Below are 24,956 nucleotides of genomic sequence, written 5' to 3'. Positions count from 1 at the left end.
CGATCGATGAGCACGCCGTCGATCCGTTGACGGCAGCGGTGAGCTACCTGAGACCCCCGACGGACAGGCCGCCGCGCCAGTGTCGTTGGAGGCTGAAGAACGCGATGATCAGTGGAATCACGGACACCAGCGAGCCCAGGATGATCAGGCTCCACAGGGAGGTCCCGCCCGCGTTGTTCGCGGATGCGACGCCCTGCCAGAGGCCGAGGCCGACGGTGACCGGGAAGAGCCGGTTGTCGGAGAGCATGGCCAGCGGCAGGAAGTAGTTGTTCCAGGACGCGACGGCGGACAGCAGCAGGACTGTGACCACCGCGGGGCGCATCAGCGGAAGGGCGATCTGGACAAAGGTGCGCAGCTCTCCGGCGCCGTCGGCCCGGGCCGCGTCGAGGATCTCGTCCGGGACCGCGTCGCGGGCGTACACGTGCATCAGGTAGACGCCGAACGGGTTGAGCAGCGAGGGCAGAATCACGGCCCAGACCGTGTTCGTCAGGCCGAGCTGGGCGAACATGATGAACGTCGGGATGACCAGGGCGGTGGCGGGCACCATCAACGCGCCGAGCACGACGGCGAAGCTGAACCGCCGGGCGGCGAAGCGGTACTTGGCGAACCCGTAGCCGGCCATGACCGCCAGGACCGTGGCACCGATCCCACCGGCGAGCGCGTACAGCGTGGAGTTCAGGATCCACCGGAGGTAGATGCCCCCGTCGTAGGTGAACAGCTGCTTGAGGTTGCCGAGGTAGTCGATCTGGTCGGCGAACCAGAGGGTGTTGCCGCCGCCGAACAGGCCCGGCGCGTCCTTCGAGCTGTTGACGATGACCCACCAGAACGGCACCAGGAAGTAGATCACCAGGAAGCCGAGGAGGATCTGCAGCGGAAGGTAGCGCTGTGCTCGGCGCTGGCCTGCGCTGACGCTCGTGTGGTCCGACATCAGAGGAAGCTCCTCCGCTTGCGGGTGAAGAACAGGAACGCGTAGACGCAGATGAAGACGAGTCCGCCGAGGGCGAACGAGATCGCCGACCCGTAGTTGAAGTTGGCGAGTCCGAACGCCTGCTGGTACGCGTACATGTTGGGGGTGAAGTCCGAGCCGATCGTGCCTGCGGCGAGGTACCGCAGGATCTGCGGTTCGTTGAAGAACTGCAGGGTGCCGATGAGCGAGAAGACCAGGATCAGGATCAGCGCGGGCGCGATCAGCGGGATCTTGATGCGCCGCGCGATCTGCCATCGTCCGGCGCCGTCCATCCGGGCGGCCTCGTAGAGGGTCGGATCGATGCCCTGCAGGGCCGCGTACAGGATGATCATGTAGTAGCCGGCCCACTGCCAGGTGACGATGTTGAGCAGGCCGTAGAAGATCAGGCTCTTGCTCAGAAAGTCCGGTGCGGTGGCACCGAAGAAGCCGAAGACGTCGGTAAGCGGGCCGAAACTCCGGCTGTACAGGAACCCCCACATGACCGCCCCGATGACCGTGGGGATCGCGTAGGGCAGGAAGATCATGAGGCGGGAGAAGCGGGTGAACAAAGAGGTGACCGCGTCCAGGATGAGGGCCATGGCGAGCGCGATGGCGATCTGGACCGGAATGGCGACGAGCGCGAAGCGGATGACGAACCACGCTCCGGACAGGAAGCTCGGGTCGGTGAACGCCTTCACGTAGTTGTCGAACAGCACGAAGCTGGTGCCGCCGATGAGCTTCTTCTGGAACAGGCTGAGGTAGAGCGCGTACGCCAGCGGGGCGATGAGAAACGCCAGGAAGACGACCCCGAACGGCCCGACGAAGAGCCACCCCGTCAGGTGCTCCCGGCGCTGGATCGTGCCTCGGGTCTTGCGCTTCTCATTGTGGGTGCGCGGTGCGCGCTTCTCGGTAATCGATGTCATCTTGGGCTCCGGGACGGTGGGCCGCTGGGGGTGGAGGGTGGGCCGGCCGGGGGAGGACGGCGCGGCCCACCCGGTCGGTCATCGGACGGTGAAGCCCTGCTCGGTGGCGTGCTTCGTGACGTCCTCCTGGAGCCGGTCGGCAGCCTGCGAACCGGTGACGGAGCCGGCGCTCATCTCGCTTATCTGCTTGGTCATGGCATCGAAGTAGTACTGACCGAAGGGGCTGTAGACGACGCCCTGGTAGGCGTTGGCGGCCGGGACGTACACCTCCTTGTTCGCCTGCTGGCCGTCGAAGAAGGCCACCTTGAGGTCGACGAACTCGGGGTTGTTGAGCGCCGTGAGGTTGAGCGGGAAGATGATCTGGTTGGTCCAGCCGTCGGTGAGCGACTCCTGATCGGCGTAGAGGCCGTAGGCGGCCTTGGCCGCGAGCTCCGGCTTCTTGGACTGGCTGGTGACCGAGAAGGCCGACCCGCCCCAGTTCACCTGCACGGGATTGTTCGGATCCCACTGCGGCAGGGGCGCCACCGCGAAGGTGCCGGTGTCCTGTCCCTGACCGACGCCGGCACCGGTCAGGTAGCCGGGTGCCCAGGCGGCCGAGATGTAGGTCGCGTAGTTGCCGTTGATCACCCCGGAGATGTATTCCGGGGTGAACTGGTCCTGCGTGCCGATCAGGCCCTTGCGGACCAGGCCGGCCCAGTAGTCCAGGACGTCCTTCGACGCCTGGTCGTTCAACCGCACGCCTATCGATTCCGGCTGGGCGGAGTCGTAGGTGAACGGGGCCGCGCCCTTCTGGATCTGTAGCGCCATCATCAGCGCCGGGACGTTCGCGCCGAGGTCGCCGAAGAGCGGTCCGCCGGCGTCCTTCACCTTCTGCGCGGCCTGCTCGTACTCGGCCCAGGTGGTGGGTGGGGTGATGTCGTACTTGTCGAAGATGTCCTTGCGGTAGATCATCGCCAGCGGGCCGCCGTCGACCGGCACGCCGTAGACCGCGTCGCCTACCGAGACGTCCTTCCAGGCCCCGTCGCCGTAGTTGGCCCGGACCGCGTCGCGGCCGTACCCGCTGATGTCGACGAGCGCGTTCTGGATCTGGAAGGTCGGGATCCGGTCCATCTCGACCATGATCACGTCGGGCGCGCCGGTGCCTGCGGAGATGGCCGTCTGGAACTTGTCGTACTGGTCGCCGCCCTGTCCGACGTTCGTCCAGCAGACCTGGACCTCGTTGTTGGCCTCGTTGAAGTTGTCCACGACCAGTTGCATGTTGGGGTACCAGGCCCACATCGTGACAACCGGCAGATCCTGCTTGGTGATGGTGTTCGTACAGTTGCTCGCGTCGCTGCCGCCTTCATCGGAGGAGCAGGCGACCAGGCCGCTCGCGGCGGCGAGCATCGCCACCGTGGCGAGTGTGCGTCTCGTCTTCATTGACGTGGTTCCCTTCGGGCTCGCGGTGCACGAGGTCGACATCACGGCTGGTGAGCTGTTCCTGGCAGCAACCTCCCGTCGACACGTCGGGGGATGGCGGTGTACTCGTCTCGGAGTTCCTCCGGCAGGATCCATTCCGGGGCGTTCTGCCACGCCAACGGGCGAAGGAACCGTCGGATAGCGGTGGCGCCCACCGAGGTGTGCACGGCGTTCGTCGACGGCCAGGGCCCGCCGTGGTGCTGCGCCCACGACACCCGTACACCCGTGGGGTAGCCGTCGAAGACGATCCGACCGCAACGGGCGGCGAGCACGTCGACCAGGTTGCGTACCGCCTCGGTGCCGTCCTCCGGTCCGCTGTGGACGGAACCGGTCAATGACGGCGGCACCGCCGCGAGCGCGGTGTCGAGTTCGGCGACGTCGCGGTAGCGGACCACCACCATGAGCGGGCCGAAGCACTCCTCGGCGAGCTCGGCGGTCAGGCCCGGCAGGTCGACCTCCAGGAGCGTCGGCGCCACAGTGAAGCCCGCGCCCGCCTCGATCCGGGGCCGCGCGGCGAGGTGAGCGCCGGCCTTCTCCAAGGCGACGGCACCGCTCTCGTACGCGTCACGGATGCGCTGGTTCAGCAGGACCATGCCGCCGGCGGTGTCGACGGTCCCCCGGAGCGTGTCGACCAGGCGGTCGCCGCCCGGGTCCGCCGGGACGAACGCCAGCCCGGGCTTGGTACACAGTTGGCCGCCGGAGCCGGTGAAGGAGGCGAACAGTCCTTCGGCGATCTGCTCTGCCCGGCCGGCGGCGGCGCCGGGCAGGATCACTATCGGGTTCACGCTGCTCAGCTCGGCGTACAGCGGAATCGGGTCAGCGCGTTCGTCGATGGCCGCCTGGATGGCGCGGGCGGCGCCGACGGAACCGGTCAGGGCCGCCGCCCGGATCGCCGGATGGCGCACCAGCCAACGGCCGGCCTGCTCCCCGTACACCGTCGTGATCACCCCGGCGGGCCCGCCCAGGTCGCGGATGGCCGACTCGATCGCGTCGGCGGAGGCGTGCGACGTCAGCGGATGGGACGGGTGGGCCTTCAGCACGGTGGGACAACCAGCGGCCAGCGCCGACGCGGTGTCGCCGCCGGCGACGGAGAAGGCGAACGGGAAGTTGCTGGCCCCGAAGACCGCCACCGGTCCGACGGGTACGAGCATCCGCCGTAGGTCCGGGCCGGGCCCGATGGGCGTGTCGGCGGCGTGGTCGATGGCCGCCTCCAGGTACCCGCCGTCGTGCAGCACCGCCGCGAACATCCGGAACTGGACCGCGGCCCGGGTGAGTTCCGAGTCGAGGCGAGCCGGGGCCAGTCCGGTCTCCGCCTCAGCGGTGGCGACCAGGTCCCCGCGACGGGACTCCAGCGAGGCGGCGATCGCGTCCAGCAGCCGCGCCCGGCCGAGTCTGCCGCTGTCGACCAGCCACTGTGCCGCCCGGGACGCCTGCCCGGCGATCACCGCCACGCCTGACTCGTCCGTCTCGGTGAGGTCCGTGGTGCGGTGCCGGCCGTCGCGCGGATCGGTGGTGGTGACGTTCACAGCAGTCCTCTCTTAGCCAGATTGCCCATCAGGTCGCGGACGCCGAACCGCCAGGGTTCGCACTGCTCCGCGTGCCGGACCCGGTTGACCAGGGTGCCGAGCGCCGGGCAGCTGATCCGCACCACGTCGTCGACCTTGTGGGTGAAGCCCTCACCGGGTCGGTCGCGGTCCTGGGTGGGGGCGAACATGGTGCCGAGCATCAGCACGGCGCCGTCGGGATACTGGTGATGCGGGCCGATCAACTGCCGCACCAGGGCCGCCGGGTCGCGCGATATCCGGGCCATCTGCGAGGTTGCCTCCAGGTGGAATTCGTCCACCCCGTGGACCTGGAGGACCACCTCGAGGTCACGTACCCGGCTGAGCGGAAACCGCTCGTCGAACAGCCGGATGAACGGACCGAGGGCGCACGAGGCGTTGTTGTCCTTCGCCAGGGGCAGCAGCAGCGCCGACCGACCCTCGACATCGCGCAGGTTGACGTCGTTGCCCAGGGTGGCGCCGACGATCCGGCCGCTGGACTGGGCGACGAGCGCCACTTCGGGTTCCGGGTTGTTCCAGGTGGACGCGGCGAGCACACCGACCGGGACGGCGGTGCCGACGGCGGAGAGCACCTGGCCCTTGGTGAAGATCTCGGCGTCCGGGCCGATCCCCACCTCGAGGTACTGGCTCCAGACGCCCTCCGCGATAAGCGCGGTCTTGAGTCGTTCCGCCTCCGCCGAGCCGGGGACCAGGCTAGGCAGGTCGGCGCCGATGTCGGCGAGCATCCGGCCACGGATGTCCGCCGCGAGGGTCAGGTCGCCTCGGGCACGCTCCTCGATGACCCGTTCGATCATCGAGACGGGAAAGGTCACGCCGGCGGCCTTGAGCGCTTGCAGGTCGACCGGGGCGAGCAGCCAGGGCCGGGTCCGGTCCCGGTCCGCCGAGGCGGTGTTGGCCAGCAGGTCGCTGAGGCCGCCGAGTCGCGGCCCGTCCAACCCCGCCACGGTCTTGGCGGGCTCGGGCAGCTCGCAGATGTCCCGGACGGTCGGGAACTGGCGGCTGACGTCGATGACCTCGCCGTCGCGGACGGTGACGGGTGAGGGCCCGTCGACGGACGGATCCCAGATCCGGCCGATGAGGACGCTGTCCTCGGCGTCGTCCGGCAACGCCTCGGCGGCAGTGCCGAACCAGGGCTCCTTGCTCATCGTCACTCCCCTGGCACAGGTCGGGGGTCGCCGAGCTGGAATCTGCAACGATCGTAGCGCCATATGCAACGGTGTCAATAGTCAGTTGCAGCTAAGGCGGACTACATTGCATATGATGCAACTGGTGGCCGTCGGGGCCGCCGCCCGGAGGGAGACACCAACCTTGTCGCAATCGATTCGCCGTGCGGTCGATCTGATCCGCCGCGCTGCGGAGCATCCGCTGTCGCTCACCGAGGCGGCGGAGGTCCTGGGTGTCCACAAATCCACGGCCCTGCGGATTCTCCAGACGCTCGAATCGGCGCGCTTCGTCCGCCGGACCGGCGCCGGTACCTACGTGCTCGGCAGCGGCATCATCGAACTGTCGGAACTCGCACTCGGCTCGATGGACCTGCGCCAGTTCGCTGCCGCGCCGCTGCGCGCGCTCCAGCGCGAGACCGGCCACACCGTGCACCTGGCGCAGCTCACCGGCGACGAGATCATCTACATCGACAAGGTCGACAGCCCGGCCTTCGACGCGGTCAAACTGCCGTCCCGGATCGGGCGCGCGGTCTCGATCTACGCGAGCGCCGTCGGCAAGACCATCCTGGCGTACCTGCCGACCGAGGAACGCGACCGCCTCCTCTCCCATGTCGCCTTCGAACGATTCACCCCCACCACGTACGCCGACCGCGAGTCCCTCGACGCCGAACTCGTCCGCATCCGGGAACAGGGCTGGGCTGTCGACAACGGCGAGCACGACACGTACGTCATGTGCGTGGCCGCGCCGATCAGGGACTCGCGCGGGCGGGTCATCGCCGCCGCCTCGATGACCGCCATCGAGGTCATCGCCAGCCTCGACAAGCTCAAGGACAGCCTGCCCCTGCTGCTCGACACCGCGAACCAGATCTCCCGCGAGCTGGGCGACACCGCCGACCTCGGCTGAGCCCGGGCGGTGGAGCCTGCCCCGGGCCCGCGTCGGGGAGTGCGCGGACCCGGGGCGGGCGGCTATCTGGACCGGGCCGGCACCCAGTCGGTGAACCGCCGGTGCAGGTCGGCAGGCGGCCCACCGCCGCCCAGCCCGGCGAGTTGCTCGGCAGCCTCCTCGCGCAACGTCACGAGATGGACCATCAGGCCCGGCATGTTGTTCCGGTACTCGGCGAGCAGACGCAGCTTCGCCGCAGAACAGGGCCAGGCGATCCCACACGCCCGGCACCGCCAGGTGGGACGGGACGCGACGTGTTCGTCCAGCCCGCTGCTCACCCGCCCGCCCGCGCGGGGCGGGAGCGCGGCGGGGGCCGACGCGCCGCGTACGGGACCGGTGCCACCTGCACCGGGCGCATGCCCTGTGGCATCACGAACAACTGCCGCTTCTCCGTCGCGTCGCCGTGCCGATCGAGCTGATAACAGTCGACCCAGGTCCAGCCGTACGGCGGGTGCCGGTCGATCAGCTCGCGGATCACCCGCACCAGGACCGGGCTGGCGAACTGCGGGGAGGCTTCCCGATCCAGGAGGTACACGCCGGGGGAGACCCGAGGCGTGCCGTCCTCCCGCGTCACCCGACATGGCGACGGTCGAGCCACGGGGGTGCGGCGTTCGTGGGCTTCGGAACGGGCACGGCGGGCCTCCTCAATCGACACGAAGTTGGGGGAGGGCCGCCCGAGAGTGCTCGCCCGTCGGGCGGCCCCGTGCTGGTCCCGCCAGCGGGCCGTGCCACGCCCGCGGTTCCGCTGGTGACACTCTGCTGTGCCGGCCGTTACTCTCGGAAGGTGCTTCCGGCGTCCGGGCTGAGCTGGCGAAACGGCCGCCGATTCGGTGGCGACGTGGGTAGTCGATCTTCAATGAGTGGAGCCCTGAATGCCTGACATGCCGAACCCTGTGGCGGCCTTCATCGTGGGCGAGATCCGCCGGGCGCGGGGCGCGGCCGGCATGACGCAGGAAGCGTTCGGGCGCGGGGCCGGCTTCAGTGCCTCCCACGTCAGCGCTGTCGAAGGCGGCACCCGAGCACTGACGTTGGACTTCGCCCGAGGCGCCGACCGGGTGCTGAGCAACGGTGGCCTGTTCGAGCGGCTGGCGATGAAGCTCGGCACGCCGTCCTGGTTCCTGCCATGGCTCGACGCCGAACGCGGTGCGACGCAGCTCCGCTACTTCGAGCCCAACCTGATCCCGGGCCTGTTGCAAAGCGAGGCATACGCTCGCGCCGTCCTACGGCTCGACCCCCGCCTGAGCGATGAGGAGGTGGATCGCCGGGTCGCCGGTCGGCTTGAACGGCAGGCCATCCTCACGCGGGAGTCTCCGCCCCAACTTGTCGTTGTCGTCGATGAGGGAGCGATCCGCCGCGCGGGCGACGGGGGCGAGAAAATGATGGCCGAGCAGCTTTCGCACCTTGTAGCTTGCGCAGAGCGACCCAACATCAGCGTCCACGTCGTTCCGGCCGACGTTGGCCTTCACGCCGGGCTGTCCGGCCCGCTGTCCCTGGCGCACATGCCAGATGGCAGTTGGATCGGACACCTCGAAAGTCAGCTAGGCGGCGATGTCGTGGACCGGCCGGCCGATCTCGATACGCTCTTCGAGCGGTGGGAGAGCGTCCGTACCGAGGCCCTTTCCCGGCGACAGTCCCTCGACCTGATTAAGGAAGCGGCGAATCAATGGACCTGAACGGCGCGCGGTGGCGCAAGGCCACCCGTAGCGGCACCAGCGGCGGCAACTGCGTTGAGGTCGCCGACAATCTCCCCGGTGTCGTCGGTGTCCGCGACTCGAAGGACCCGACCGGCCCGGCGCTGGCCTTCCCCCCGTCCGCGTGGCGCGCGTTCGTCGCCCAGGTCACCGATCGGGCCTGACCCAGACGGGTCTTTCGTCGCAGCGCTACCGAGGCAGAATGGCCGCGTGACGCGCGTGCGGCTGTTCCGGCGGGAGGACGCCCCGGCGGTGGCAGAGCTCATCGAGCGGTGCCTGCGTGAGGTCAATAGCCGTGACTACCCTGCCGAGCTGATCGAGCGCATGTGCGCCCACTTCACCACCGAGCGCCTGGCGCAACTGGCCGTGGAACGCCAGGTCTTCGTCGCCGAGTGGGACGAGGTCGTCGGCACGGTGTCCCGCGACGGCAACAAGGTTTTCACGATGTTCGTGCATCCGGGGGCGATCGGTCGTGGTGTCGGCCGGCGGTTGATCGGGCATGTCGAGGAACTCGCGGCGGCGGACGGGTTCGACCACATGGAAACCGGCGCCAGTATCACCGGGCACGGCTTCTACCGTCGACTGGGCTACGTCGATGTCCGCACCAGTGATACCGAGTTCGGTCTCAACCACATCCTCCGTAAGCCGCTGTCTCGGCAAGGTGGCCCCGGCGAGAGCGCGTGAAGCCGGCGGACGTTGCCACCGTGACTCGTCTGCTTGACCTTCGACCTGGTTGAGCCGCCAGGCTCGTCGCGTCAGCCAGTGGGCGATACATGGGAGTGATGATGGATCTCGGCAATCCGATGCTTCAGCTGTGCCAGGACGGGATGCGGGCAGAGGCGGAGGGGCGGCCGGCCGACGCGCGGGCGTTGTTCGAAGAGGCTTGGTCGAGCCGTGCCGACGACTACGACGCTTGCGTCGCGGCGCACTACCTTGCTCGACAGCAGGAAGCGCCCGAGGAGATCCTGCGGTGGAACCAGGTGGCGCTGCGGCATGCCGACGGCGTCGGCGATGACAGGGTCGCCGCCTTCTACCCTTCGCTGCACGTGGGTGTTGCCATCGCCAACGAGCGGCTGGGCGACGCGGTCGCCGCACGCGCCGCCTTCGAGCAGGCGGCCGAGCATGTCGACGTGTTGCCGGCAGGTGCGTACGGTGAGCAACTCCGCACCGCCATCACAGAGGGCCTGCGCAGGCTGGCCTGATTCTCGGCTTTCCGCTCGTGCGTCGAACGTCGAAGGCGGCGACGCCGTGGTCGCCATTCACGATCTCCGGCGCCGGTCCAGCGTCAGTACGCGCACCCCCGAGTCCAGGACAGAGGTGTCGACGTGGGTGAACAGGGTGGGCTGGAACGGGCCGGCGAACATCGGGATCCCCGACCCGATCACGGACGGGTGCTGTTTGATGATGAGCCGATCGATCTCGGGTAGCAGGCTGTGGGCCAACGTACCGCCGCCCACCAGCCAGATGTCCAGCTCGCTGTCGTCCTGCTTGAGCCGGCGGACTCGCTCAAGGGCGTCGGTGCCAACCAGTTCGACGGTGTCGCCCGGAACCTCCCGCATGGTGGTGGAGAACACCAGGTGACGCAGGTGCGGGTAGGCGTCGTCGAGCCCGGCGTCCAGGCCGACCTGATAGGACGCCCGGCCCTCCAGCACGGTGTCGAAGACCTTTCCTGGCCCCTCGACGCCCAGGGCGGCGCGGGCGGGTGCGGGCAGCGTTTCCGGAAAGTTCGTCACCATGTAGTCGACCAGGTCGGGTGGGACCGGGAAATAGCTCTGGCCGCTCGGGTCACCACCGTCCGGACCGGCGATGAAACCGTCGAGGGTGGTCGCGACGTAGTAGGTGAGTCGGCGCATGGTTCCTCCATCACAGGGGTGCTCAACTGTCATTGGCCGGTGCGGCCCGGGTCACCGGGTGCCCACGAGCCTCGCCAGGGCAGCTTCCAGGTCGGGGCGGCCTCGTTGTTGCCCTTCGATCGCGGTGAGTTCGGCGAAGAGCAGGCCGTCGACAAGGGCGAGCGTGGCTTCGGCCACCTCGCGTGGTGCCGCCACACCCTGCTCGGCCAGCCGCTGCTCGATCACACCACGCACCCGGTGCGTGCCGGCCGCCAGGAACACGCGCAGCTCGGGACGTCGTACGGATTCGAGTGCGAGCTCGTAGCGGGCGAGGAGCCGCTCGCGGTCGGTGGTGAGCAGGTGGTCGATGACGCGCGCGAGGTCTGCGGCGAGCGTCCCGTCGGTGGCGGGGGTGAGGGCCGCCTCGTCCAGCTCGGCCAGCCGGTCGACGGCAGCCCGGAGCAGGTCGGCCCGGGTGCGGAGGTAATAGGAGGTGGAGCCGATCGGCAGCCCCGCCTCCTTGTCGACGGCCCGGTGGGTGAGCCCACGTCCGCCGGCCCTGGCCAGCGTCGTGATCGCCGCATCCGCGATGACTGCCCGACGGTCGGTCGCCACGGGCACCCCCCTCCTCTACAGGTGTAGAGTAACATCCCTCGACACCTGTAGAGGAGGAGCCCGTGCCGAACGACTATCTGGTGCACGTCCTCGTGCTCGGTCTGGCGACCACCGCCGCGTTGACCCCACCCGCGCGGCCAAGACCGCTGGCGCGGGCCGCCTTCCTGGCCGGGATGGTGGTCAACGAGGTGCCTCACCTGGTCCTGACGTTGCTCGCGCTCTCGACTGTCGCGGCAGTCTGGAGCGGCGACCTGCGCCGCGATGTGTGGTCGGGCGTCCTGCTGGCCGGCGCGACCGCGACCGGGGTGATGCTCATCGCGTTGACCCGCCGAGCCACCCGCTCGAGATCCGCCGCTGGGGCCGCCCTACGAGCCGCCGGCATCGACCGCGCACCGGCGCGCCGAAGCTTGTGGCGCACGGCCCTCACCCCGCTGCCGTTCCGGCCGCACTCGGTGCAGCGGCTGCGTAACCTGCGCTACGGCGACCACCGCCGCCAACGCCTCGACGTGCTGCGGCGGCGTGACCGACCCGCGAGTGGCCCGGTGCTTGTCTACTTTCACGGCGGCGGCTACTTCTCGGGCAGCAAGAACTGGGAGGGCCGTGGCCTTCTGCACCACCTCGCCGAGCGTGGCTGGCTGTGCGTGAGCGCGACGTACCGGCTGCGCCCCGGGGCCGGCTTCGAGGAACACCTCGCCGACGCGACCGCCGCGATGGCCTGGGCGAGGACGCACGCGGCGGAGTACGGCGCGGACGCGTCGACTGTCGTGATGGCGGGCAGCTCCGCGGGCGCCCATCTGACCTCGCTGTACGCGCTGCGCGCGACCCCGGACGAGCGCCCTGCCGCAGCGGTCTGCCTCTACGGCTACTACGGCCGCTACTACGGTCGCAGCGCCGAGGAGACTGTCGCGTCGACCCCGTTCGCGCTGCCGGCATCGGACGCGCCGGCCTTCCTGATCGCGCACGGAACCCTCGACAACTACACCCCCGCCGCAGCGGCGCGCGCGCTGGCGGACAAGCTGCGGGCCGAGTCGTCGCAACCGGTGGTCCACGTCGAGTTGCCCGGCGGCCAGCACGCCTTCGACCTCGTCCGCTCCTGGCGGCTGACCGCCGTCATCGATGCCCTGGACGTCCTCCTGGCCGACATCGACGTGGGAGCCGGAAACATCCCGGCAGCCGGAGCGGCCGACCATCCGGACCGCCGTCCGACGAGGTAGCGGTCGGCCCACTAGCCCCGGCCCAGGGTGTCGAGCAGCTCGGCCTCCCGGCCGGCGCTCAGGCCGGCGCGCCGGTCCCGGTCCAGCCCGGCCTCCCGCTCCCAGGCGAGGGTGTCCGCCAGCAGGTCCGGGCGCGGCCGGTGACGTAGCCCGGCGGCGACGGCCGCCGCGCCGCTGCGCGCCGACCAGCCGGACCAGCCCGGTTCGACAAGCCACATCGGCAGCGACTCCGGGCCCATGTACTGGGCCACGCCCTGGGTCACCAGCCAGTCGGCGTCGGCGTCGGCCACCGGACCGGTGTGCCCGCCGACCGCCCGGCACAGAGCGACCCACTCACCGAAGGGCACCACCGGCCCGACCGCGTTGAACGTGCCGACCGTGCCGGCCGCCGCGCTGTCCAGCAGCCAGGCCGCCAGATCGCGGACGTCGACCACCTGCGTCGGCGCATCGGGGGTGCGGGGCACCAGCATCGGCGCCTCGGGGGCGCGGGCGGCCCGGGCCACCCAGTAGCCGGAACGGTCGGTGTGGTCGCCGGGACCGCCGATCAGCCCGGCGCGGGCCACCAGCAACCGATCGCCCACCACGGTCGTGGAGAGCTGCTCGCAGGCCACCTTCGCCTCGCCGTACTCCTCGCGGTCGACGGTGTCCCGAGCCGTCGCCGGCACTGTGGCTGCCGTCTCGTCGGCGCCGGGTACGTCGTGGCTGGCGTAGGCGTTCACCGACGAGACGTAGCTCCAGTGCCGGGCCCGGTCGCCAAGCGCGCGCAGGGCCTGCCGGACGAAGCCGGGCTGCCAGGACACCTCGATGACGGCATCCCAGTCACGGTCACGCAGCGCGTCGTACGCCGTCGGGTCGCTGCGGTCCGCGCGGACGAGGACCGCGCCGTCCGGCACCGCTCCGCTCTCCCCACGGGCCAGACAGGTGACGGTATGCCCCCGGTCGACGGCCTGCCGGGCCACCTCCCGCCCCAGCCACGCCGTCCCGCCCAGCACCAGTGTCTGCATGGTGCCCAGCCAAGCAGCGGTGGCGCGGCGCGGCCAAGGATCTCTGCCGTGGGCAGAACAACGGGGCCGACCGCGGCCCGCGTCGACCTTCGCCCCGTCCGCGTGGCGCGCGTTCGTCGCTCACCGCGCCGCCTGCAACTACGGGGATGTTGCTGCCTCGCAGCGGCTTGATGCGACATCACCCCTGATGTTGTCGCCTCCCTCGGCCAGCTACAGCCCTGATTGTCCGCAGCGGCAACCCCTCAGCAGGCTGGCCGAGGGTCGCTCGACCGTACTGGCCAGCCTCACGCTGGGGACATCAGCGCTTGCGCGCCGCCGTTTCGGCTGCTGCGGCGCGCGGCGCGCGATCGAACAACAGGTCGACCGCACGCTGAGCCACCTCACTTCGGGTGCGCTGCTCGTGATCGGCGGCCAGGAAGTGCACGCCGATCCCCAGGCAGAAGGCGAGCAGGGCGCGGGCCCCGATCTCCTCCGGGTCCGAACAGAAGGCGCCGATCATCTGGCGCAGCAGCGCCATCCGCCGGTTGTCCACCGCGCGCAGCCGCTCGGCGACCACCTCATCGCGCCGCGCCCAGGTCCGGATCGACAGGTCGATCGGCAGCAACCCTCCTCGATCCACTGTCGCGGGGCGTGCGGGTGACAGCCACTGCGTCTCGCCTCGTCCTGTTGTATACACCACCGAATCTGCTCGCTACAGTAGTTATATACGGCACCGTATATTACGAATGGAGCTGTCCCCATGACCGTAGGCGCCACCGTCAGCACCATCGGGGTCGAACGTGTGCCCGCGTCGGTGCGTACCCTCAGCTCCCTGTCCCGGATCGACTACGCCGACCACTTCGTGCTGCCGACCGACGCCGCCGCGACAGTCGAACGATGGGCCCGCGTGATGTTCGGTGACACGCCCGACGCCATCGAACTGTTTCTGTGGCGGGGCCTGCTGGGCCTGCGGCTCAGCCGGACCGCGTCGGCGAACACCGTCGCCGGCTGGCAGATCGGCGAGCAGAGTGCGGAATGGATCCGACTCGAGGCTGCTTCGTGGTTCCTGACCGCCAACCTGGTCGTCCAAGCCTCCGGCGACAGCGTGGCTCTGGGAACATTCCTACGCTACGACCGCTGGCTGGCGCACCTGATCTGGCCCCCGCTGTCGGCCCTGCACCGCCGGCTCGTACCCGGCGTGCTGCGCAAGGCGACGTCCCGGATCACGGCGGGCAAGACCCCCAGCGGGGTGTCGAGCCGATGACCTCCATGATGGAGCGGCCGACGAACACCGTGACCCTGTCCGCCGGCCCTGTGGAGTATCGGTTGGACCGGCGCGGGGACGCGGTCGTCGTGGTGTTTCACGGTGGCCACATGCGCGCCGGTCTGACCTTGGACGAGCGGGTCTACGCCGAGGCGGACCTCTCCGTGCTGGCGCCGTCGCGTCCGGGGTACGGCCGCACTCCTGTCACCACCGGGACAACCGTGCCCGCCTTCGCCGACGTCACCGCTGACCTGTGCCGGCACCTGGGCGTCGAGCGGGTCACGGCGGCGGTCGGCATCTCTGCGGGCGGGCCGACAGCGGTGGCCTTCGCGGCCCGTCATCCGGGCCTGGTGGAGCGGCTGATCCTGCAGGGCGCGGTGGGGCCGCTGCCCTATCCGGACCGGCGAACCCGCCTGTTGGCGGGGCTGATGTTCTCGCCCCGCACCGAGGGGATGACGTGGAGCGGGATGCGGTCACTGCTGCGCCGGTCGCCGGACCGGGGCTTGCGGCAACTGCTCGCCGGCCTGGCCACCCCGCCGGCGGACCAGGTGCTGGCCGGGCTGACCCCGGCGCAGCGTACGCGATTGGTCTGGCTCTTCTCCCGGATGCGCTCCGGCACCGGCTTCCGCAACGACCTGCGCCCCCGGGATGACCTCACCGCGCAGGTCACCCAACCGGCCCTGGTGATCGCCAGCCGTCGCGATGGTGCGGTGCCGTTCGCGCACGCCGAGGCCCTGGTCGCCGGGATACCCCGAGCCGACCTGATCGAGAGTCAGGCCGATCACCACTTCCACGAGTTCGCCCCCGACTGGCCGACCATCGCCGAAACCCTGCGCGCCTTCCTGACCGCCGACCCGAGGTCCTGAACGCTGTCGCGGGCGGTCGCCTGACGCGGAATGTCGGCATCCGCCATCCCGATCGAGGCGAGCGTTCTGCTCGCATGGCCGCGCCTTCCCGCCCGAGAGAGTTCGCAGCGGACGGTCCCGGAGCTCGGCGAGCCCGTCCGGGCGTGTCGCCGACCCGGTCCACGCCGCTGGCCGGCGTCGCGTCATGGCATGGTCCGCAAACTGGTGGGAGGCGCGATGTCCGTGGTCGTCGTTCGGGTAGCCGCCGTCGCCGAGCCGGGCCGTCGAGGATGGCTGCCGCTGGTGGCCGGTGGGTTCGGTGCCGTCACGATCGTGGCCGCCGTCGTCGTCATGACCAACTACGCCGACGTGTTCCTCGGCCCGGTCGTCCCGGCGGTCCGTCCGTCGCTCGGACCTGGCGGGCCGGTCGCGGTGCTGGCCGGGCTCGCCAGCCTGACCGCCGTGGTCGGATCGCGGTTCAGTCGCTCCAGTTGACCCGGGGCGGCAGGGCGAGGAAGTCGGCGTACCGGTGCAGTGCCTGCTCGACCTGCTCGCGTCGGGCCGGGTCGAGGTCGACGAGCGGGTGCACGGTCAGGGTGACGCGGGTCTTGGCCAGGCTGCGTTTCCAGGTGCCGACCACCCGGCCACCGATCACCACCGTGGCCTGGAAGACACCGTTGCCACCGGGGATGATGGCCTGCTTGTGCTCCGGGTCGAGCATCAGCGCGCGGTCCTTGTAGCCGAGCAGGTACTCGTCGAAGCCGGGCAGGGTGAGCACGTCCGCCACCTCGATGCGGGGTGCGTCCAGCAGCGGCGTGTGTAGGACCGCCTCGGCACCGTCGACAAGGACTGTGGTCAGGTCGGCACCGGCGGCGGCGATGCCGCGTTTGGCGTCGGCGGCGGTGAGGCCCGTCCAGCCGGCGAAGTCCTGCCGGGTGGTGGGGCCGTGGCTGCGGAAGTAGCGCAGCGCGAGGGTGGCCAGCGCCTCGTCGCGGTCGAGCTGTCGCTGGTCTGGTGCCCACTCGTCGAGCAACGCGAAGGTCTGCTCGGTGCCGACGTTGGGGGCGATGCAGGTGACGCCGCGCTGGGCCGCGTACCACAGCAGGTGGTAGCCGCGCTGGCCGGCGCCGTCGATGCCGGCCGCGACAAGCGCGGCCACGCACTCGGCGCGGGTCAGCCGGCCGCCGCCGGCGAGGGTCTCACCGAGCACCTCGGCCGCGCGGTCCGCCTCCGCCTCCGACAGGCCGAGGAACTCCCGCCGCCTCGCCGCACCGGCGAGCGCGCGTACGCCTGTCAGCTCCAACTGCCAGCGGGCGTCGCGGGCCGGAACCAGGTGGATGGTGCCGCGCATCGGCCAGGTCCGCAGCGCCTCCCGGCGCTCCAGGGCGGCGTGCACGTCGGCGTGGGTGGCCCCGGGCAGCCGGACGCCGAGCGACCACATGCCGCTGGCCAGGTCCTGTGCCTGCATGGCACCGAACCACTCGACCACGTCGGCCACGCTCGTCGGCGCGGCGGTGGTGGGGTGGGGGCGCAGCAGGAGGCTCGTCATCCGCAGCGCGAGGGCCTCGGGACCGCTCAGCGCGGTCGTACCGGCAGGTGCCATGACGTCGGCCGCCTTCCTTCAGGGGTCGACGGCAGCATAGGTGCGGACACCGACACCACGACCGGGGCCGGAACCCGGTGCGGTGCCCCCTGACCGCGCTACGCCAGCGCCGTTGGTGGCGGAGCGCGATCCCCCGTTCAGGCGACCGGTGCGGGGCGGCGACACGGTCGCCGGCACCGGTGTCATCAGGATGACGTTTTCCTACCTGGTCGAGAACTGTGAACCACGCAACTTGCGGATATCTTGAGCAAGCTGGCGGTGCTCCGCTCAGCCCCGGCGGGGCGGCGGCACCCGGACAGCGGCCATGCCTGCGGCGGTCGCGGCCTCGATGCCCAGGTCCGCGTCCTCGAAGACCAGGCAGGACGTCGGCGGTACGCCGAGCAGTTCGGCGGCGCGCAGGAACGGCTCCGGGTCGGGCTTGGGGCGGGCGTATTCGCCCGCGCAGACCAGCACGTCGAACCGGTCGAGGATGCCCAGCGCGGTGAGCGAGGCGGTGACGGCCTCCCGGGTACTGCCGGAGACCACGGCGAACGGGATGCGTCCGTGGGCGTCGTCGATGTGCCGCAGCACTCCCGGGATGCCGGAAGCGGTGGGCAGGAGCTGCTGGAAGCGGGACTCCCGGTGGGCGACCACGGTCTCCACCGGCATGTCCAGGCCGTGCTGTTCGTTGAGGGCGACGACGATGTCCGCTGTCGGTCGCCCGGCCCAGGCGTAGAAGAGGTCCTCGGGGAAGGCGCAACCCCACAGGTCGAGGGTGTCCCGCCACGCGGTGTAGTGCTGGGGCATCGAGTCGACGATCGTGCCGTCGCAGTCGAACAGGTACGCCTGGAACTCGCCGGTCGGCAGGGGCAGTGTCACCGGCCCAGGCTATCCGGCGGCCCGAGACAGCCGGTGCGCCGGCTCAGAGCCGCCGGTACATCACCAGCAGGTCGACGTAGCCATTCGTGGCGTGCCGGAAGCCGTCCGGGATCCGACCCACCACCTCGAAGCCGAGGGAGCGCCACAGCGCGACCGCCCGGGTGTTCACGGCCACCACCGCGTTGAACTGCATCGCCCGGTAGCCGTCGGCGCGGGCCAGCTCCAGCACGTGTTCACCGAGGGCCCGCCCGATACCGCGCCCGGCCGCCGTCGACGCGACAATGAAACTGGCATTGGCGACGTGCGCCCCGGGACCGAGCTGGTTGGCTGTCAGCTTCGCCGAACCGAGGACCGTGCCGTCCCGGTCGACGGCGACCACGGTCCGGCCGGGCGCAGGCACCATCCACATCTGCCGGGCCCGCGCCAGGTCGACGTCCCGGGGCCAGGTGTACGTCTCACCCGCGGCGACGATCTCCCGTAGGAAGGGCCAGATGCCGGGCCAGTCGTCGGCGGTCGCGATCCTGATCTCCATCACCGGTCAGCGTGCCACCTCGCCGCCGGTGCCGGCCACCGGAAATTCACCGTCCGGACCCGGTTCACAGCAGGCCCGCAGCCATCGCGGTGGTGACTGCTGCGGTGCGGTCGGAGACGTCGAGCTTGTTGAAGGTACGCAACAGGTGGGTCTTCACTGTCGCCTCGCTGATGTGCAGTTCGCGGCCGATCTCGGCGTTGGACAGCCCTTGGCCCACGAGACGCAGCACCTGCACCTCCCGGGCGGACAGCGTGCCCCGGGCCGGCCGACGGACCTGGCGCAGCAGCCGGGTGGCCACCGACGGAGCGAGCACCGTGCCGCCGCGCGCCGCAGTGCGTACGGCGGTGATCAGGTCGTGTCGTGCGACATCCTTGAGCAGGTAGCCGGTGGCACCGGCCTCGACGGCGCGCAGGATGTCGGCGTCGGTTTCGTAGGTGGTGAGCACCACCACCCGGGTACGCGGTGACTCGGCGAGGACCCGGATGGTCGCGTCGACCCCGTCACCGCCGGAAAGCCGTAGATCCATGAGCACGACGTCAGGGCGTCGGTGGCGGACGAGGAGCACCGCCTCCGATGCGTCACCTGCCTCACCGACGATCGTGATGTCGTCGGCGCCGGCGAGCATGCCGGCCACACCGGCCCGGACCACGGGATGGTCGTCCACCAGCAGCACAGTGATCATTGGTAGGGCACCTCCACCCGGATGGTCGTGCCCACGCCGGGTGTGGAGCGTACGACGAGCGAGCCGTCGGCCTGCTCGACGCGGGCTCGCAGCCCGGCCAGACCGAAGCCGTCGGTGGCGGCGTCGGCGTCGAAACCGGTCCCGTCGTCGGCGACCTCCAGGGCGATTTGCCTGTCGTCGTGGCGGAGCAGGACGGCCACCGCCCGGGCGTCGGCGTGCCGTCGGACGTTGGCCAGCGCCTCCTGTGCCGCGCGGAGCAGCACCACCTCCAGGTCGGTGCGTAGCGCCGGGCCGGTGCCGGAGACGACACAGGTCGTCGGCACTCCGGTTTCCTGGCTGAACCGCTCCGTCAGCCGACGCAGCGCCTGCTCCAGCGGGGAACCGGTGAGCTGCGCGGGCGTCAACGCGGCGACAAGCGTCCGCACGTCGACCAGGTTGTCCCGGGCCGTCTGCCGGGCCAGCGCCAGGTGCTGACGGGCCCGGTCCGGCGCACCGTCCAGGTCGGCCTCGGCGGCCTGGACGAGCATCACCACGCTGGACAGGCCCTGTGCGACGGTGTCGTGGATGTCGGCGGCGAGCCGTTGGCGTTCGGCGGCGATCCCCGCCTGGCGGGACAGTTCGGCCAGCTCGGCCCTGGTCCGCTCCAGTTGGGCGATCAGGTCGGCTCGTCGGGCGCTCTCGTCGACTGTGCGTTGCGACCAGACCCCCAGGACGCAGACGACGAACACGATCATCACCGCGACCAGCAGCGGCGCGACGAGGTCGCCCAGGTCCGGCAGACGGGTGGCCAGCACGACGATGTGCACCGAGTTGAACAGCACCACCGCGAGCACCGCCGGCAGGCCCGGCAGCACCATGAACATCTGCGGACAGAGCACGAACAACAGGAACGAGGCGTTGCCGTTGAGCAGCACCGCAGGCACGTAGAGCAGCGCCACTCCGGCGAGGTAGAGGTAGCCCCGCCAGTCCTCGATGGATTCGCGCATCAGCCTGCGGCCGAAGCCGAGGTACCAGCCGGCCAGGGCGAGGAACAGCGCGAGGCAACCGACGCGGGCGACCGGCGACCACCACGTGTCGGCGGCCACGACCAGAGCGACCCCGGCACCCGCCAGCGCGAAATAGCTGTCCCAGAGCCGGAAACGTCCGCTCCACGAGTCTGTGGCGGCCACCGACGAGGTCACCGGGAGCGTCGACCCCGCCAGCGGAAGGTGGTCAGACACAGCACCATTCCTCCGATGCACCAGGCGGCCAGTACCAGCGCGATCCGGCCGGGTTCCCAGGAGGGTACGACCTCCTGCGGGAGGATGCTGTCGGGCAGGAACACCGATCGGAAGCCCTGCGCCATCCACTTGAGTGGGAACAGTGAGCCGACCGTGAGCAGCGGCTCTGGCAGTTGACCGACTGGTGTGTAGAAGACCCCCGAGATGAAGGCCAGCACCAGGTAGGGCAGGTTCATCACGGCGCCGGCGCTGCGGGCCGAGCCGGCGAGGCTGCTCGCGGCGATGCCGGTCAGGGCGCAGGCGGTCGCCCCGAGCAGGAAGACCCAGCCGAAGGTGAGCCAGCGGACCGGGTCGGTGGGCAGGGACAGGTCGAAGGCGAGCACCGCGATGCCGAGCAGCAGAACCGTCTCGCCGACGGTGACCACCAGGGCCATCAGGATCTTGCCGATGAAGTACGCCGACGGCGGCATCGGCGCGCCACGCAGCCGGCGCAGGGTGCCGTCGTCACGGTCGGCGGCGATGCCGGTGCCGAGGTTGATGAAGGTCGTCGAGGCAACCCCGGCGGCGATCATGCTCGGTGCCAGGTACTGCGCGGAGGTCACGTCGCTGCCGGGGTAGACGCCGTCGAAGATCGAGCCGAGCAGGGCGAGGATCACCGCCGGCATGGCGAAGGTGAACGCCACCGCGTCACGTTCCCGGAAGAAGCCTTTCAGTTCGATCGTCGCGCGGTGCAGGCCGAGCCGGACCGCCGAGGGGCGCTGCGGCGTGCCGGGGCGGACGGTGGTGGTCATGAGCCGTCTCCGATCAGGTCGAGGTAGACGTCTTCCAGGCTCGGGCGACTGACTGTCAGTTCCGGTACGGCGCCGCCGTACCGGGTGGTGAGCGTCGCGATGAGCGCGGCCGGGTCGTCGGTCTCCTGCCGGCCGTCGGACCAGCGCACCACGGTGCGTGCGGTGGCCCGCCCGACGAGGGCGGCCGGGGTGGCGTCGGCGACGATCCGGCCGCCGACGATGACGGCTACCCGGTCGGCCAGCGCCTCGGCCTCCTGCAGGTAGTGGGTGCTCAGCAGGATGGTGCAACCCCCGGCGCCGGCCAACTGCCGGATCAGGTCCCAGAACCGGCGGCGGGCCTGCGGGTCGAAGCCGGTGGTCGGCTCGTCGAGGAAGAGCAGCCGGGGACGGCCGACGATGCCGAGGGCGACATCCAGACGACGGCGCTGGCCGCCGGAGAGGGTCCGTACCCGGGCAGTGGCCTTCGCGGTGAGGCCGACCAGTTCGATGACCTGCTCCGGGTCATGGGGGCGGGGGTAGTAGTGGGCGAAGTGGCTGACCGACTCGTGGACGGTCAGCTCGCCGAGGTCGCCGCTGTCCTGGGTGACGATGCCGATGCGGGCGCGCCAGTCCAGGTCGGCGTGGGCCGGGTCGTGGCCAAGCACGTTCACCGCACCGGCGTCGCGGTGACGGTGACCCTCCAGGATCTCGATGGTGGTGGTCTTGCCCGCTCCGTTGGGGCCGAGCAGGGCCACCACCTCGCCGGCACCGACGTCAAGGTCCAGGCCGGCGACGGCGACTGTGTCGCCGTACGTCCTGCGTAATCCGCGTACGCGGATGGCGGGGGTTTCGGTCATGTCCCGATGGTCTGCCGGCCGGGGCGCGGTACGGGACGACCGGTGGACGGAACCGCGGTGTCCGTCGACAGGTGGACACCACAGGTGTTTGTCGGCGCAAGCATCGGGTAGTCGCGGAAGCTGATCCCGAGACGGAAGGACGAGCGATGGCGGCACAGGTCAAGGTGGCGGTGATCTACTACAGCGCGACAGGCATCACCTACCAGATGGCGCTGGCGGCAGCGGAGGCGGCCGGCGAGGCGGGTGCGGAGGTCCGGCTGCGCAAGGTCCGTGAGCTGGCACCGGACGAGGCGATCCGCTCCAACTCGGGATGGCAGGCGCACCGGTTGGAGACCCAGGACGTGGACGAGGCGCAGCCGGACGATCTCAGCTGGGCGGACGTGGTGATCTTCGGTGCGCCGACGCGTTACGGCATGATCGCCGCCCAGCTCAAGCAGTTCATCGACACCACCGGCCCGCTGTGGGCCCAGGGGGCGCTGGCCGACAAGGTCTACTCGGCCTTCACCTCCACCGCCACCGAGCACGGTGGGCAGGAGTCGACCCTGCTGTCGCTGTTCAACGTCTTCTACCACTGGGGCGGGGTCGTGGTCGCTCCCGGGTACACCGATCCGAGCCAGTTCACCGCCGGCAACCCGTACGGTGCCTCGCACACAAGCAACAACGGTGAAGTGCCGCCCGACCATGTCGCGTTGGGGGCGACCGCGCTGACCGCCAAGCGTGCGGTGCGCATCGGTGCCGCGCTCAAGCAGGGCCTGGCCGGCTGAGCGGTCCACCACTGCTGTGGGACCGGCGGTCCGGGCGGGGGCTCTCAGTCCCGTCCGGACCGCCGGCCGTTCACAGCGCTACCCCGGATCGGCCCGGCTATGCCTGCGCCGCCGGGGACAACTCGCCGGCCGGCGTGGGCAGCAGGTCGGGCAGCAGCTCGGCCAGGACCGCCACCCCGTCCGGGCTGAGCACCGACTCGGGATGGAACTGCACCCCGGCGAAACCGCGTCCGCGCAGGGCGTGCACCGCGCCGTCGGCCTCGTCGCGGGCCAGTTCCACAGGGCCGTACGGGCCGTCGTGGTGGTTGGTGGCGGCGCGGGCGGTGAAGGTGGCGTAGAAGCCGACCCGGCGGGGCGTGCCGAAGAGGGTGACGGTGCGCTGCAACCCCTGGTAGGGCGCGTCCCGCCGGTGCACGGGCAGCCCGAGCAGGCCGGCGAGGAGCTGGTGGCCGAGGCAGACGGTGAGCGTCGGGTGCCCGGCGTCCAGCAGCTCGGTGAGCAGGGCCCGCAGCCTCGTCATCTTCTCCGTGTCACCGGTCGGGTCACCCGGGCCCGGGCCGACCACCACCAGGTCGTACGCCCGGACCGGCTGCTCGTCCTGCCACGGCCGGACGGTCACCGACAGCCCGAGCGCGCCGAGCTGATGGGCCAGCATCCCGGTGAAGGTGTCCTCCCCGTCGACGATGAGGGCCCGGCGTCCGGCCAGGGCGGGCAGGGCCAGGGTGCCCGGTGGCCGCTGGTCGAGCCAGAACCGGGCCAGCGGGGCGTTGCGGGCGGCGAGGGCGGCACGCACCTGCGGATCGTCGGCCAGCCGCCGGGCCGGGTGCGGCCCGGCCGGTGCCTGCGGGCCGAGGCCGAGGGCGGCCAGCACGCCGGCGGCCTTGGCGTGGGTCTCCGCGACCTCGGCGGCGGGGGTGGAGTGGCGGACCAGGGTCGCGCCGACAGGTACCCGCAGCTCACCGGTGGGGGAGATCTCGGCGGTCCGGATCAGGATGGGGGCGTCGAGGGTCTGCCGGCCCGTCTCGTCGTGGCCGAGCAGGGCGAGGACCCCCGAGTAGTAGCGGCGTCCGGTGCGTTCGTGGCGGGCGATGACCCGGCAGGCGTTCTCCATCGGGCTGCCGGTCACCGTCGGCGCGAACATGGTCTCCCGTAGCACCTCGCGGACGTCCTTCGAGCCCCGTCCGGCCAGCAGGTACTCCGTGTGCGCCAGGTGTGACATCTCCTTCAGGTACGGCCCGACCACCTGCCCACCGTGCTCGGCGACGGTGGCCATCATCTTCAACTCCTCGTCGAGGACCATGTACAGCTCCTCGGTCTCCTTGGTGTCGGCGAGGAAGCGCAGCAGCGCCGCCCGGTCGGCGGCGGCGCCGGTGTGCCGGAAGGTGCCGCTGATCGGGTTCATCATCACCAGACCGTCGTCGACGCTGACGTGCCGCTCCGGGCTGGCGCCGACCAGGGTGCGGGTGCCGGTGTGCACCACGAACGTCCAGTACGCGCCACGTTCCCGGGTCAGCAGTGAGCGCAGCGCGGCCAGCGCGGCGGTCAGCGGGGCACCCTGCACCTGGGCGCGCAGGGTGCGGTGGATGACGAAGTTGGCGCCCTCACCGTGACCGATCTCGTCGGCCAGCACCCGGGCCACGATTGCGGCGTACTCGTCGTCGCTGATGTCGAAGGCGGCACCGGTGGTGCGGACCGCAGCGCTGGGCAGCGCGTCGAGCACGCCGTCCAGCGGCAGCCGGTGGCGGCTGTCGATGCGCAGGCATTCCAGGGGCGCCCCGTCGTCGACACACTCGAAGCCTCGCTCGACGACCTGCCGGTACGGCACCAGGGCCAGCGTCGCGGGGCCGGCCGGGGCGGCGGGCAGGGGCACGTCGGCGAGCCGGTCGACTGTCGTCACGGTACCGGTGAACAGGTCGAGATGGTCGGCGTCGTCGCGGCGTAACAGGGCGAACGGGCCGGGGTCGAGGCCGGCGGCGAGCGTGGTGAGCAGGTCGGTGAGCTGGTGCATCGGGTCTCCTCGGGCCGGGCGACCGCCGTCGGGGGCGGCCCGGGGCCGGAGACATGACCGGCGGCCGCCTCGTCGGGCGGCCGCGTGGATGAAGCTACGCGCGGGGGAGGGCCGCCGGGTCGGCGGGCCACCAGCAGGTCAATCGCGCGAGCATGCGGACACTCTACGCGTCGGGGTGGTCGGTGCGGAAGCCGATCGGCGGACCTGGCGCGCGGAAACGTGG

Annotated in this window: 29 protein-coding genes; 10 read left to right on the top strand and 19 right to left on the bottom strand. The window is 70.8% G+C overall.

Annotated features, from left to right (window positions below; genetic code table 11):
- Nucleotides 1-43: 43 nt before the first annotated feature.
- From Van01_RS24380 to Van01_RS24360, 5 genes are all read right to left on the bottom strand, one after another.
- Entirely contained in the window at nucleotides 44-928 is an 885-nt protein-coding gene (locus Van01_RS24380) for a carbohydrate ABC transporter permease (RefSeq protein WP_204012051.1), read from the bottom strand.
- A complete protein-coding gene (locus Van01_RS24375; protein ID WP_204012047.1) occupies nucleotides 928-1,869 on the bottom strand; it encodes a carbohydrate ABC transporter permease in 942 nt (313 codons plus the stop codon). The genes Van01_RS24380 and Van01_RS24375 overlap by 1 nt, the downstream gene beginning before the upstream one ends.
- 78 nt (nucleotides 1,870-1,947) lie before the next feature.
- On the bottom strand, nucleotides 1,948-3,288 hold the full coding sequence (locus Van01_RS24370; protein ID WP_204012044.1) for an ABC transporter substrate-binding protein: 1,341 nt from the start codon (nucleotides 3,286-3,288) through the stop codon (nucleotides 1,948-1,950).
- 41 nt (nucleotides 3,289-3,329) lie between these two features.
- Nucleotides 3,330-4,853, bottom strand: a complete 1,524-nt coding sequence (locus Van01_RS24365) for an aldehyde dehydrogenase (NADP(+)) (RefSeq protein ID WP_204012041.1) — start codon at nucleotides 4,851-4,853, stop codon at nucleotides 3,330-3,332.
- Nucleotides 4,850-6,034: a fumarylacetoacetate hydrolase family protein gene (locus Van01_RS24360; RefSeq protein ID WP_204012038.1), complete on the bottom strand. Its 1,185-nt coding sequence runs from the start codon at nucleotides 6,032-6,034 to the stop codon at nucleotides 4,850-4,852. Before Van01_RS24360 ends, Van01_RS24365 begins: the two co-directional genes overlap by 4 nt.
- A gap of 163 nt (nucleotides 6,035-6,197) precedes the next feature.
- Here Van01_RS24360 and Van01_RS24355 point away from each other — a divergent pair, with 163 nt between their 5' ends.
- A complete protein-coding gene (locus Van01_RS24355) occupies nucleotides 6,198-6,956 on the top strand; it encodes an IclR family transcriptional regulator (protein ID WP_204012035.1) in 759 nt (252 codons plus the stop codon).
- 62 nt (nucleotides 6,957-7,018) lie between these two features.
- Here Van01_RS24355 and Van01_RS24350 read toward each other — a convergent pair whose 3' ends face one another.
- Both Van01_RS24350 and Van01_RS24345 read right to left on the bottom strand, forming a co-directional pair.
- Nucleotides 7,019-7,273, bottom strand: coding sequence for a flavin reductase (locus Van01_RS24350; protein WP_204012032.1), 255 nt, complete (start codon nucleotides 7,271-7,273; stop codon nucleotides 7,019-7,021).
- Nucleotides 7,270-7,569: a hypothetical protein gene (locus Van01_RS24345; protein WP_239099268.1), complete on the bottom strand. Its 300-nt coding sequence runs from the start codon at nucleotides 7,567-7,569 to the stop codon at nucleotides 7,270-7,272. Before Van01_RS24345 ends, Van01_RS24350 begins: the two co-directional genes overlap by 4 nt.
- 298 nt (nucleotides 7,570-7,867) lie before the next feature.
- Between Van01_RS24345 and Van01_RS24340 the strand changes: the two genes are divergently transcribed.
- From Van01_RS24340 to Van01_RS24325, 4 genes are all read left to right on the top strand, one after another.
- Nucleotides 7,868-8,668 (top strand): helix-turn-helix domain-containing protein, encoded by an 801-nt coding sequence (locus Van01_RS24340; protein WP_204012030.1) that lies wholly within the window; start codon nucleotides 7,868-7,870, stop codon nucleotides 8,666-8,668.
- Nucleotides 8,659-8,850: a DUF397 domain-containing protein gene (locus Van01_RS24335; protein ID WP_204012027.1), complete on the top strand. Its 192-nt coding sequence runs from the start codon at nucleotides 8,659-8,661 to the stop codon at nucleotides 8,848-8,850. The genes Van01_RS24340 and Van01_RS24335 overlap by 10 nt, the downstream gene beginning before the upstream one ends.
- A gap of 55 nt (nucleotides 8,851-8,905) precedes the next feature.
- The gene (locus Van01_RS24330; RefSeq protein ID WP_239099267.1) at nucleotides 8,906-9,370 is read left to right on the top strand and encodes a GNAT family N-acetyltransferase; all 465 of its coding nucleotides are present in this window, start codon (nucleotides 8,906-8,908) and stop codon (nucleotides 9,368-9,370) included.
- 101 nt (nucleotides 9,371-9,471) lie between these two features.
- Complete coding sequence (locus Van01_RS24325; protein ID WP_239099266.1) at nucleotides 9,472-9,888, top strand: hypothetical protein; 417 nt, start codon at nucleotides 9,472-9,474, stop codon at nucleotides 9,886-9,888.
- Between the two features lie 57 nt (nucleotides 9,889-9,945).
- Here Van01_RS24325 and Van01_RS24320 read toward each other — a convergent pair whose 3' ends face one another.
- Nucleotides 9,946-10,539, bottom strand: a complete 594-nt coding sequence (locus Van01_RS24320; RefSeq protein ID WP_204012009.1) for a dihydrofolate reductase family protein — start codon at nucleotides 10,537-10,539, stop codon at nucleotides 9,946-9,948.
- A gap of 51 nt (nucleotides 10,540-10,590) precedes the next feature.
- A complete protein-coding gene (locus Van01_RS24315; RefSeq protein WP_204012007.1) occupies nucleotides 10,591-11,133 on the bottom strand; it encodes a TetR/AcrR family transcriptional regulator in 543 nt (180 codons plus the stop codon).
- A gap of 62 nt (nucleotides 11,134-11,195) precedes the next feature.
- Here Van01_RS24315 and Van01_RS24310 point away from each other — a divergent pair, with 62 nt between their 5' ends.
- Nucleotides 11,196-12,347 (top strand): alpha/beta hydrolase, encoded by a 1,152-nt coding sequence (locus tag Van01_RS24310; protein WP_204012005.1) that lies wholly within the window; start codon nucleotides 11,196-11,198, stop codon nucleotides 12,345-12,347.
- A gap of 11 nt (nucleotides 12,348-12,358) precedes the next feature.
- Here Van01_RS24310 and Van01_RS24305 read toward each other — a convergent pair whose 3' ends face one another.
- Both Van01_RS24305 and Van01_RS24300 read right to left on the bottom strand, forming a co-directional pair.
- Nucleotides 12,359-13,351: an NAD-dependent epimerase/dehydratase family protein gene (locus Van01_RS24305; RefSeq protein ID WP_204012003.1), complete on the bottom strand. Its 993-nt coding sequence runs from the start codon at nucleotides 13,349-13,351 to the stop codon at nucleotides 12,359-12,361.
- Nucleotides 13,352-13,649: 298 nt separating this feature from the next.
- The gene (locus tag Van01_RS24300; RefSeq protein WP_204012001.1) at nucleotides 13,650-13,955 is read right to left on the bottom strand and encodes a hypothetical protein; all 306 of its coding nucleotides are present in this window, start codon (nucleotides 13,953-13,955) and stop codon (nucleotides 13,650-13,652) included.
- A gap of 135 nt (nucleotides 13,956-14,090) precedes the next feature.
- On the opposite strand from Van01_RS24300, the gene Van01_RS24295 reads away from it, so the two are divergent.
- The 3 genes from Van01_RS24295 to Van01_RS24285 all read left to right on the top strand — a co-directional run bounded on the left by Van01_RS24295 (nucleotide 14,091) and on the right by Van01_RS24285 (nucleotide 15,934).
- Complete coding sequence (locus tag Van01_RS24295; protein WP_204011999.1) at nucleotides 14,091-14,594, top strand: hypothetical protein; 504 nt, start codon at nucleotides 14,091-14,093, stop codon at nucleotides 14,592-14,594.
- Nucleotides 14,591-15,460: an alpha/beta fold hydrolase gene (locus tag Van01_RS24290; RefSeq protein WP_239099265.1), complete on the top strand. Its 870-nt coding sequence runs from the start codon at nucleotides 14,591-14,593 to the stop codon at nucleotides 15,458-15,460. Before Van01_RS24295 ends, Van01_RS24290 begins: the two co-directional genes overlap by 4 nt.
- A 216-nt stretch (nucleotides 15,461-15,676) precedes the next feature.
- Entirely contained in the window at nucleotides 15,677-15,934 is a 258-nt protein-coding gene (locus tag Van01_RS24285; protein WP_204011995.1) for a hypothetical protein, read from the top strand.
- Here the strand turns inward: Van01_RS24285 and Van01_RS24280 are convergent.
- The 7 genes from Van01_RS24280 to Van01_RS24250 all read right to left on the bottom strand — a co-directional run bounded on the left by Van01_RS24280 (nucleotide 15,918) and on the right by Van01_RS24250 (nucleotide 21,961).
- Nucleotides 15,918-17,042, bottom strand: coding sequence for a winged helix DNA-binding domain-containing protein (locus Van01_RS24280; RefSeq protein WP_204011992.1), 1,125 nt, complete (start codon nucleotides 17,040-17,042; stop codon nucleotides 15,918-15,920). The genes Van01_RS24285 and Van01_RS24280 overlap by 17 nt on opposite strands.
- Nucleotides 17,043-17,309: 267 nt before the next feature.
- Nucleotides 17,310-17,900 carry an HAD family hydrolase gene (locus tag Van01_RS24275; protein WP_204011989.1) on the bottom strand — a complete coding sequence of 197 codons (591 nt, stop codon included), beginning with the start codon at nucleotides 17,898-17,900 and terminating at the stop codon, nucleotides 17,310-17,312.
- Between the two features lie 43 nt (nucleotides 17,901-17,943).
- The gene (locus tag Van01_RS24270) at nucleotides 17,944-18,432 is read right to left on the bottom strand and encodes a GNAT family N-acetyltransferase (RefSeq protein WP_204011986.1); all 489 of its coding nucleotides are present in this window, start codon (nucleotides 18,430-18,432) and stop codon (nucleotides 17,944-17,946) included.
- Nucleotides 18,433-18,496: 64 nt separating this feature from the next.
- Nucleotides 18,497-19,114 (bottom strand): response regulator, encoded by a 618-nt coding sequence (locus Van01_RS24265; protein ID WP_204011984.1) that lies wholly within the window; start codon nucleotides 19,112-19,114, stop codon nucleotides 18,497-18,499.
- Nucleotides 19,111-20,334 (bottom strand): sensor histidine kinase, encoded by a 1,224-nt coding sequence (locus Van01_RS24260; RefSeq protein WP_239099264.1) that lies wholly within the window; start codon nucleotides 20,332-20,334, stop codon nucleotides 19,111-19,113. The genes Van01_RS24265 and Van01_RS24260 overlap by 4 nt, the downstream gene beginning before the upstream one ends.
- Nucleotides 20,292-21,125: an ABC transporter permease gene (locus Van01_RS24255; RefSeq protein WP_204011981.1), complete on the bottom strand. Its 834-nt coding sequence runs from the start codon at nucleotides 21,123-21,125 to the stop codon at nucleotides 20,292-20,294. Before Van01_RS24255 ends, Van01_RS24260 begins: the two co-directional genes overlap by 43 nt.
- Nucleotides 21,122-21,961 carry an ABC transporter ATP-binding protein gene (locus Van01_RS24250; RefSeq protein WP_204011978.1) on the bottom strand — a complete coding sequence of 280 codons (840 nt, stop codon included), beginning with the start codon at nucleotides 21,959-21,961 and terminating at the stop codon, nucleotides 21,122-21,124. The genes Van01_RS24255 and Van01_RS24250 overlap by 4 nt, the downstream gene beginning before the upstream one ends.
- Nucleotides 21,962-22,107: 146 nt before the next feature.
- Between Van01_RS24250 and wrbA the strand changes: the two genes are divergently transcribed.
- Nucleotides 22,108-22,725, top strand: a complete 618-nt coding sequence (gene wrbA, locus Van01_RS24245; protein ID WP_099844985.1) for an NAD(P)H:quinone oxidoreductase — start codon at nucleotides 22,108-22,110, stop codon at nucleotides 22,723-22,725.
- Nucleotides 22,726-22,822: 97 nt separating this feature from the next.
- Here the strand turns inward: wrbA and Van01_RS24240 are convergent, their stop codons facing one another.
- The gene (locus Van01_RS24240; RefSeq protein WP_204011976.1) at nucleotides 22,823-24,733 is read right to left on the bottom strand and encodes an anthranilate synthase family protein; all 1,911 of its coding nucleotides are present in this window, start codon (nucleotides 24,731-24,733) and stop codon (nucleotides 22,823-22,825) included.
- Nucleotides 24,734-24,956 lie beyond the last annotated feature (223 nt).

This window comes from Micromonospora andamanensis (assembly GCF_016863495.1).
Classification (GTDB): domain Bacteria; phylum Actinomycetota; class Actinomycetes; order Mycobacteriales; family Micromonosporaceae; genus Micromonospora; species Micromonospora andamanensis.
This window is presented reverse-complemented; position numbering and strand designations above follow the sequence as displayed.

Bases quoted from the DNA above. Each gene is read 5' to 3' on its own strand.
- Van01_RS24240 (WP_204011976.1), bottom strand. From the start codon at position 24,733: ATGCACCAGCTCACCGACCTGCTCACCACGCTCGCCGCCGGCCTCGAC.
- Van01_RS24305 (WP_204012003.1), bottom strand. From the start codon at position 13,351: ATGCAGACACTGGTGCTGGGCGGGACGGCGTGGCTGGGGCGGGAGGTG.
- Van01_RS24335 (WP_204012027.1), top strand. From the start codon at position 8,659: ATGGACCTGAACGGCGCGCGGTGGCGCAAGGCCACCCGTAGCGGCACC.
- Van01_RS24380 (WP_204012051.1), bottom strand. From the start codon at position 928: ATGTCGGACCACACGAGCGTCAGCGCAGGCCAGCGCCGAGCACAGCGC.
- Van01_RS24290 (WP_239099265.1), top strand. From the start codon at position 14,591: ATGACCTCCATGATGGAGCGGCCGACGAACACCGTGACCCTGTCCGCC.
- Van01_RS24370 (WP_204012044.1), bottom strand. From the start codon at position 3,288: ATGAAGACGAGACGCACACTCGCCACGGTGGCGATGCTCGCCGCCGCG.
- Van01_RS24340 (WP_204012030.1), top strand. From the start codon at position 7,868: ATGCCTGACATGCCGAACCCTGTGGCGGCCTTCATCGTGGGCGAGATC.
- Van01_RS24360 (WP_204012038.1), bottom strand. From the start codon at position 6,034: ATGAGCAAGGAGCCCTGGTTCGGCACTGCCGCCGAGGCGTTGCCGGAC.
- Van01_RS24295 (WP_204011999.1), top strand. From the start codon at position 14,091: ATGACCGTAGGCGCCACCGTCAGCACCATCGGGGTCGAACGTGTGCCC.
- wrbA (WP_099844985.1), top strand. From the start codon at position 22,108: ATGGCGGCACAGGTCAAGGTGGCGGTGATCTACTACAGCGCGACAGGC.
- Van01_RS24320 (WP_204012009.1), bottom strand. From the start codon at position 10,539: ATGCGCCGACTCACCTACTACGTCGCGACCACCCTCGACGGTTTCATC.
- Van01_RS24375 (WP_204012047.1), bottom strand. From the start codon at position 1,869: ATGACATCGATTACCGAGAAGCGCGCACCGCGCACCCACAATGAGAAG.
- Van01_RS24265 (WP_204011984.1), bottom strand. From the start codon at position 19,114: ATGATCACTGTGCTGCTGGTGGACGACCATCCCGTGGTCCGGGCCGGT.
- Van01_RS24280 (WP_204011992.1), bottom strand. From the start codon at position 17,042: ATGGCACCTGCCGGTACGACCGCGCTGAGCGGTCCCGAGGCCCTCGCG.
- Van01_RS24325 (WP_239099266.1), top strand. From the start codon at position 9,472: ATGGATCTCGGCAATCCGATGCTTCAGCTGTGCCAGGACGGGATGCGG.
- Van01_RS24250 (WP_204011978.1), bottom strand. From the start codon at position 21,961: ATGACCGAAACCCCCGCCATCCGCGTACGCGGATTACGCAGGACGTAC.
- Van01_RS24270 (WP_204011986.1), bottom strand. From the start codon at position 18,432: ATGGAGATCAGGATCGCGACCGCCGACGACTGGCCCGGCATCTGGCCC.
- Van01_RS24285 (WP_204011995.1), top strand. From the start codon at position 15,677: ATGTCCGTGGTCGTCGTTCGGGTAGCCGCCGTCGCCGAGCCGGGCCGT.
- Van01_RS24255 (WP_204011981.1), bottom strand. From the start codon at position 21,125: ATGACCACCACCGTCCGCCCCGGCACGCCGCAGCGCCCCTCGGCGGTC.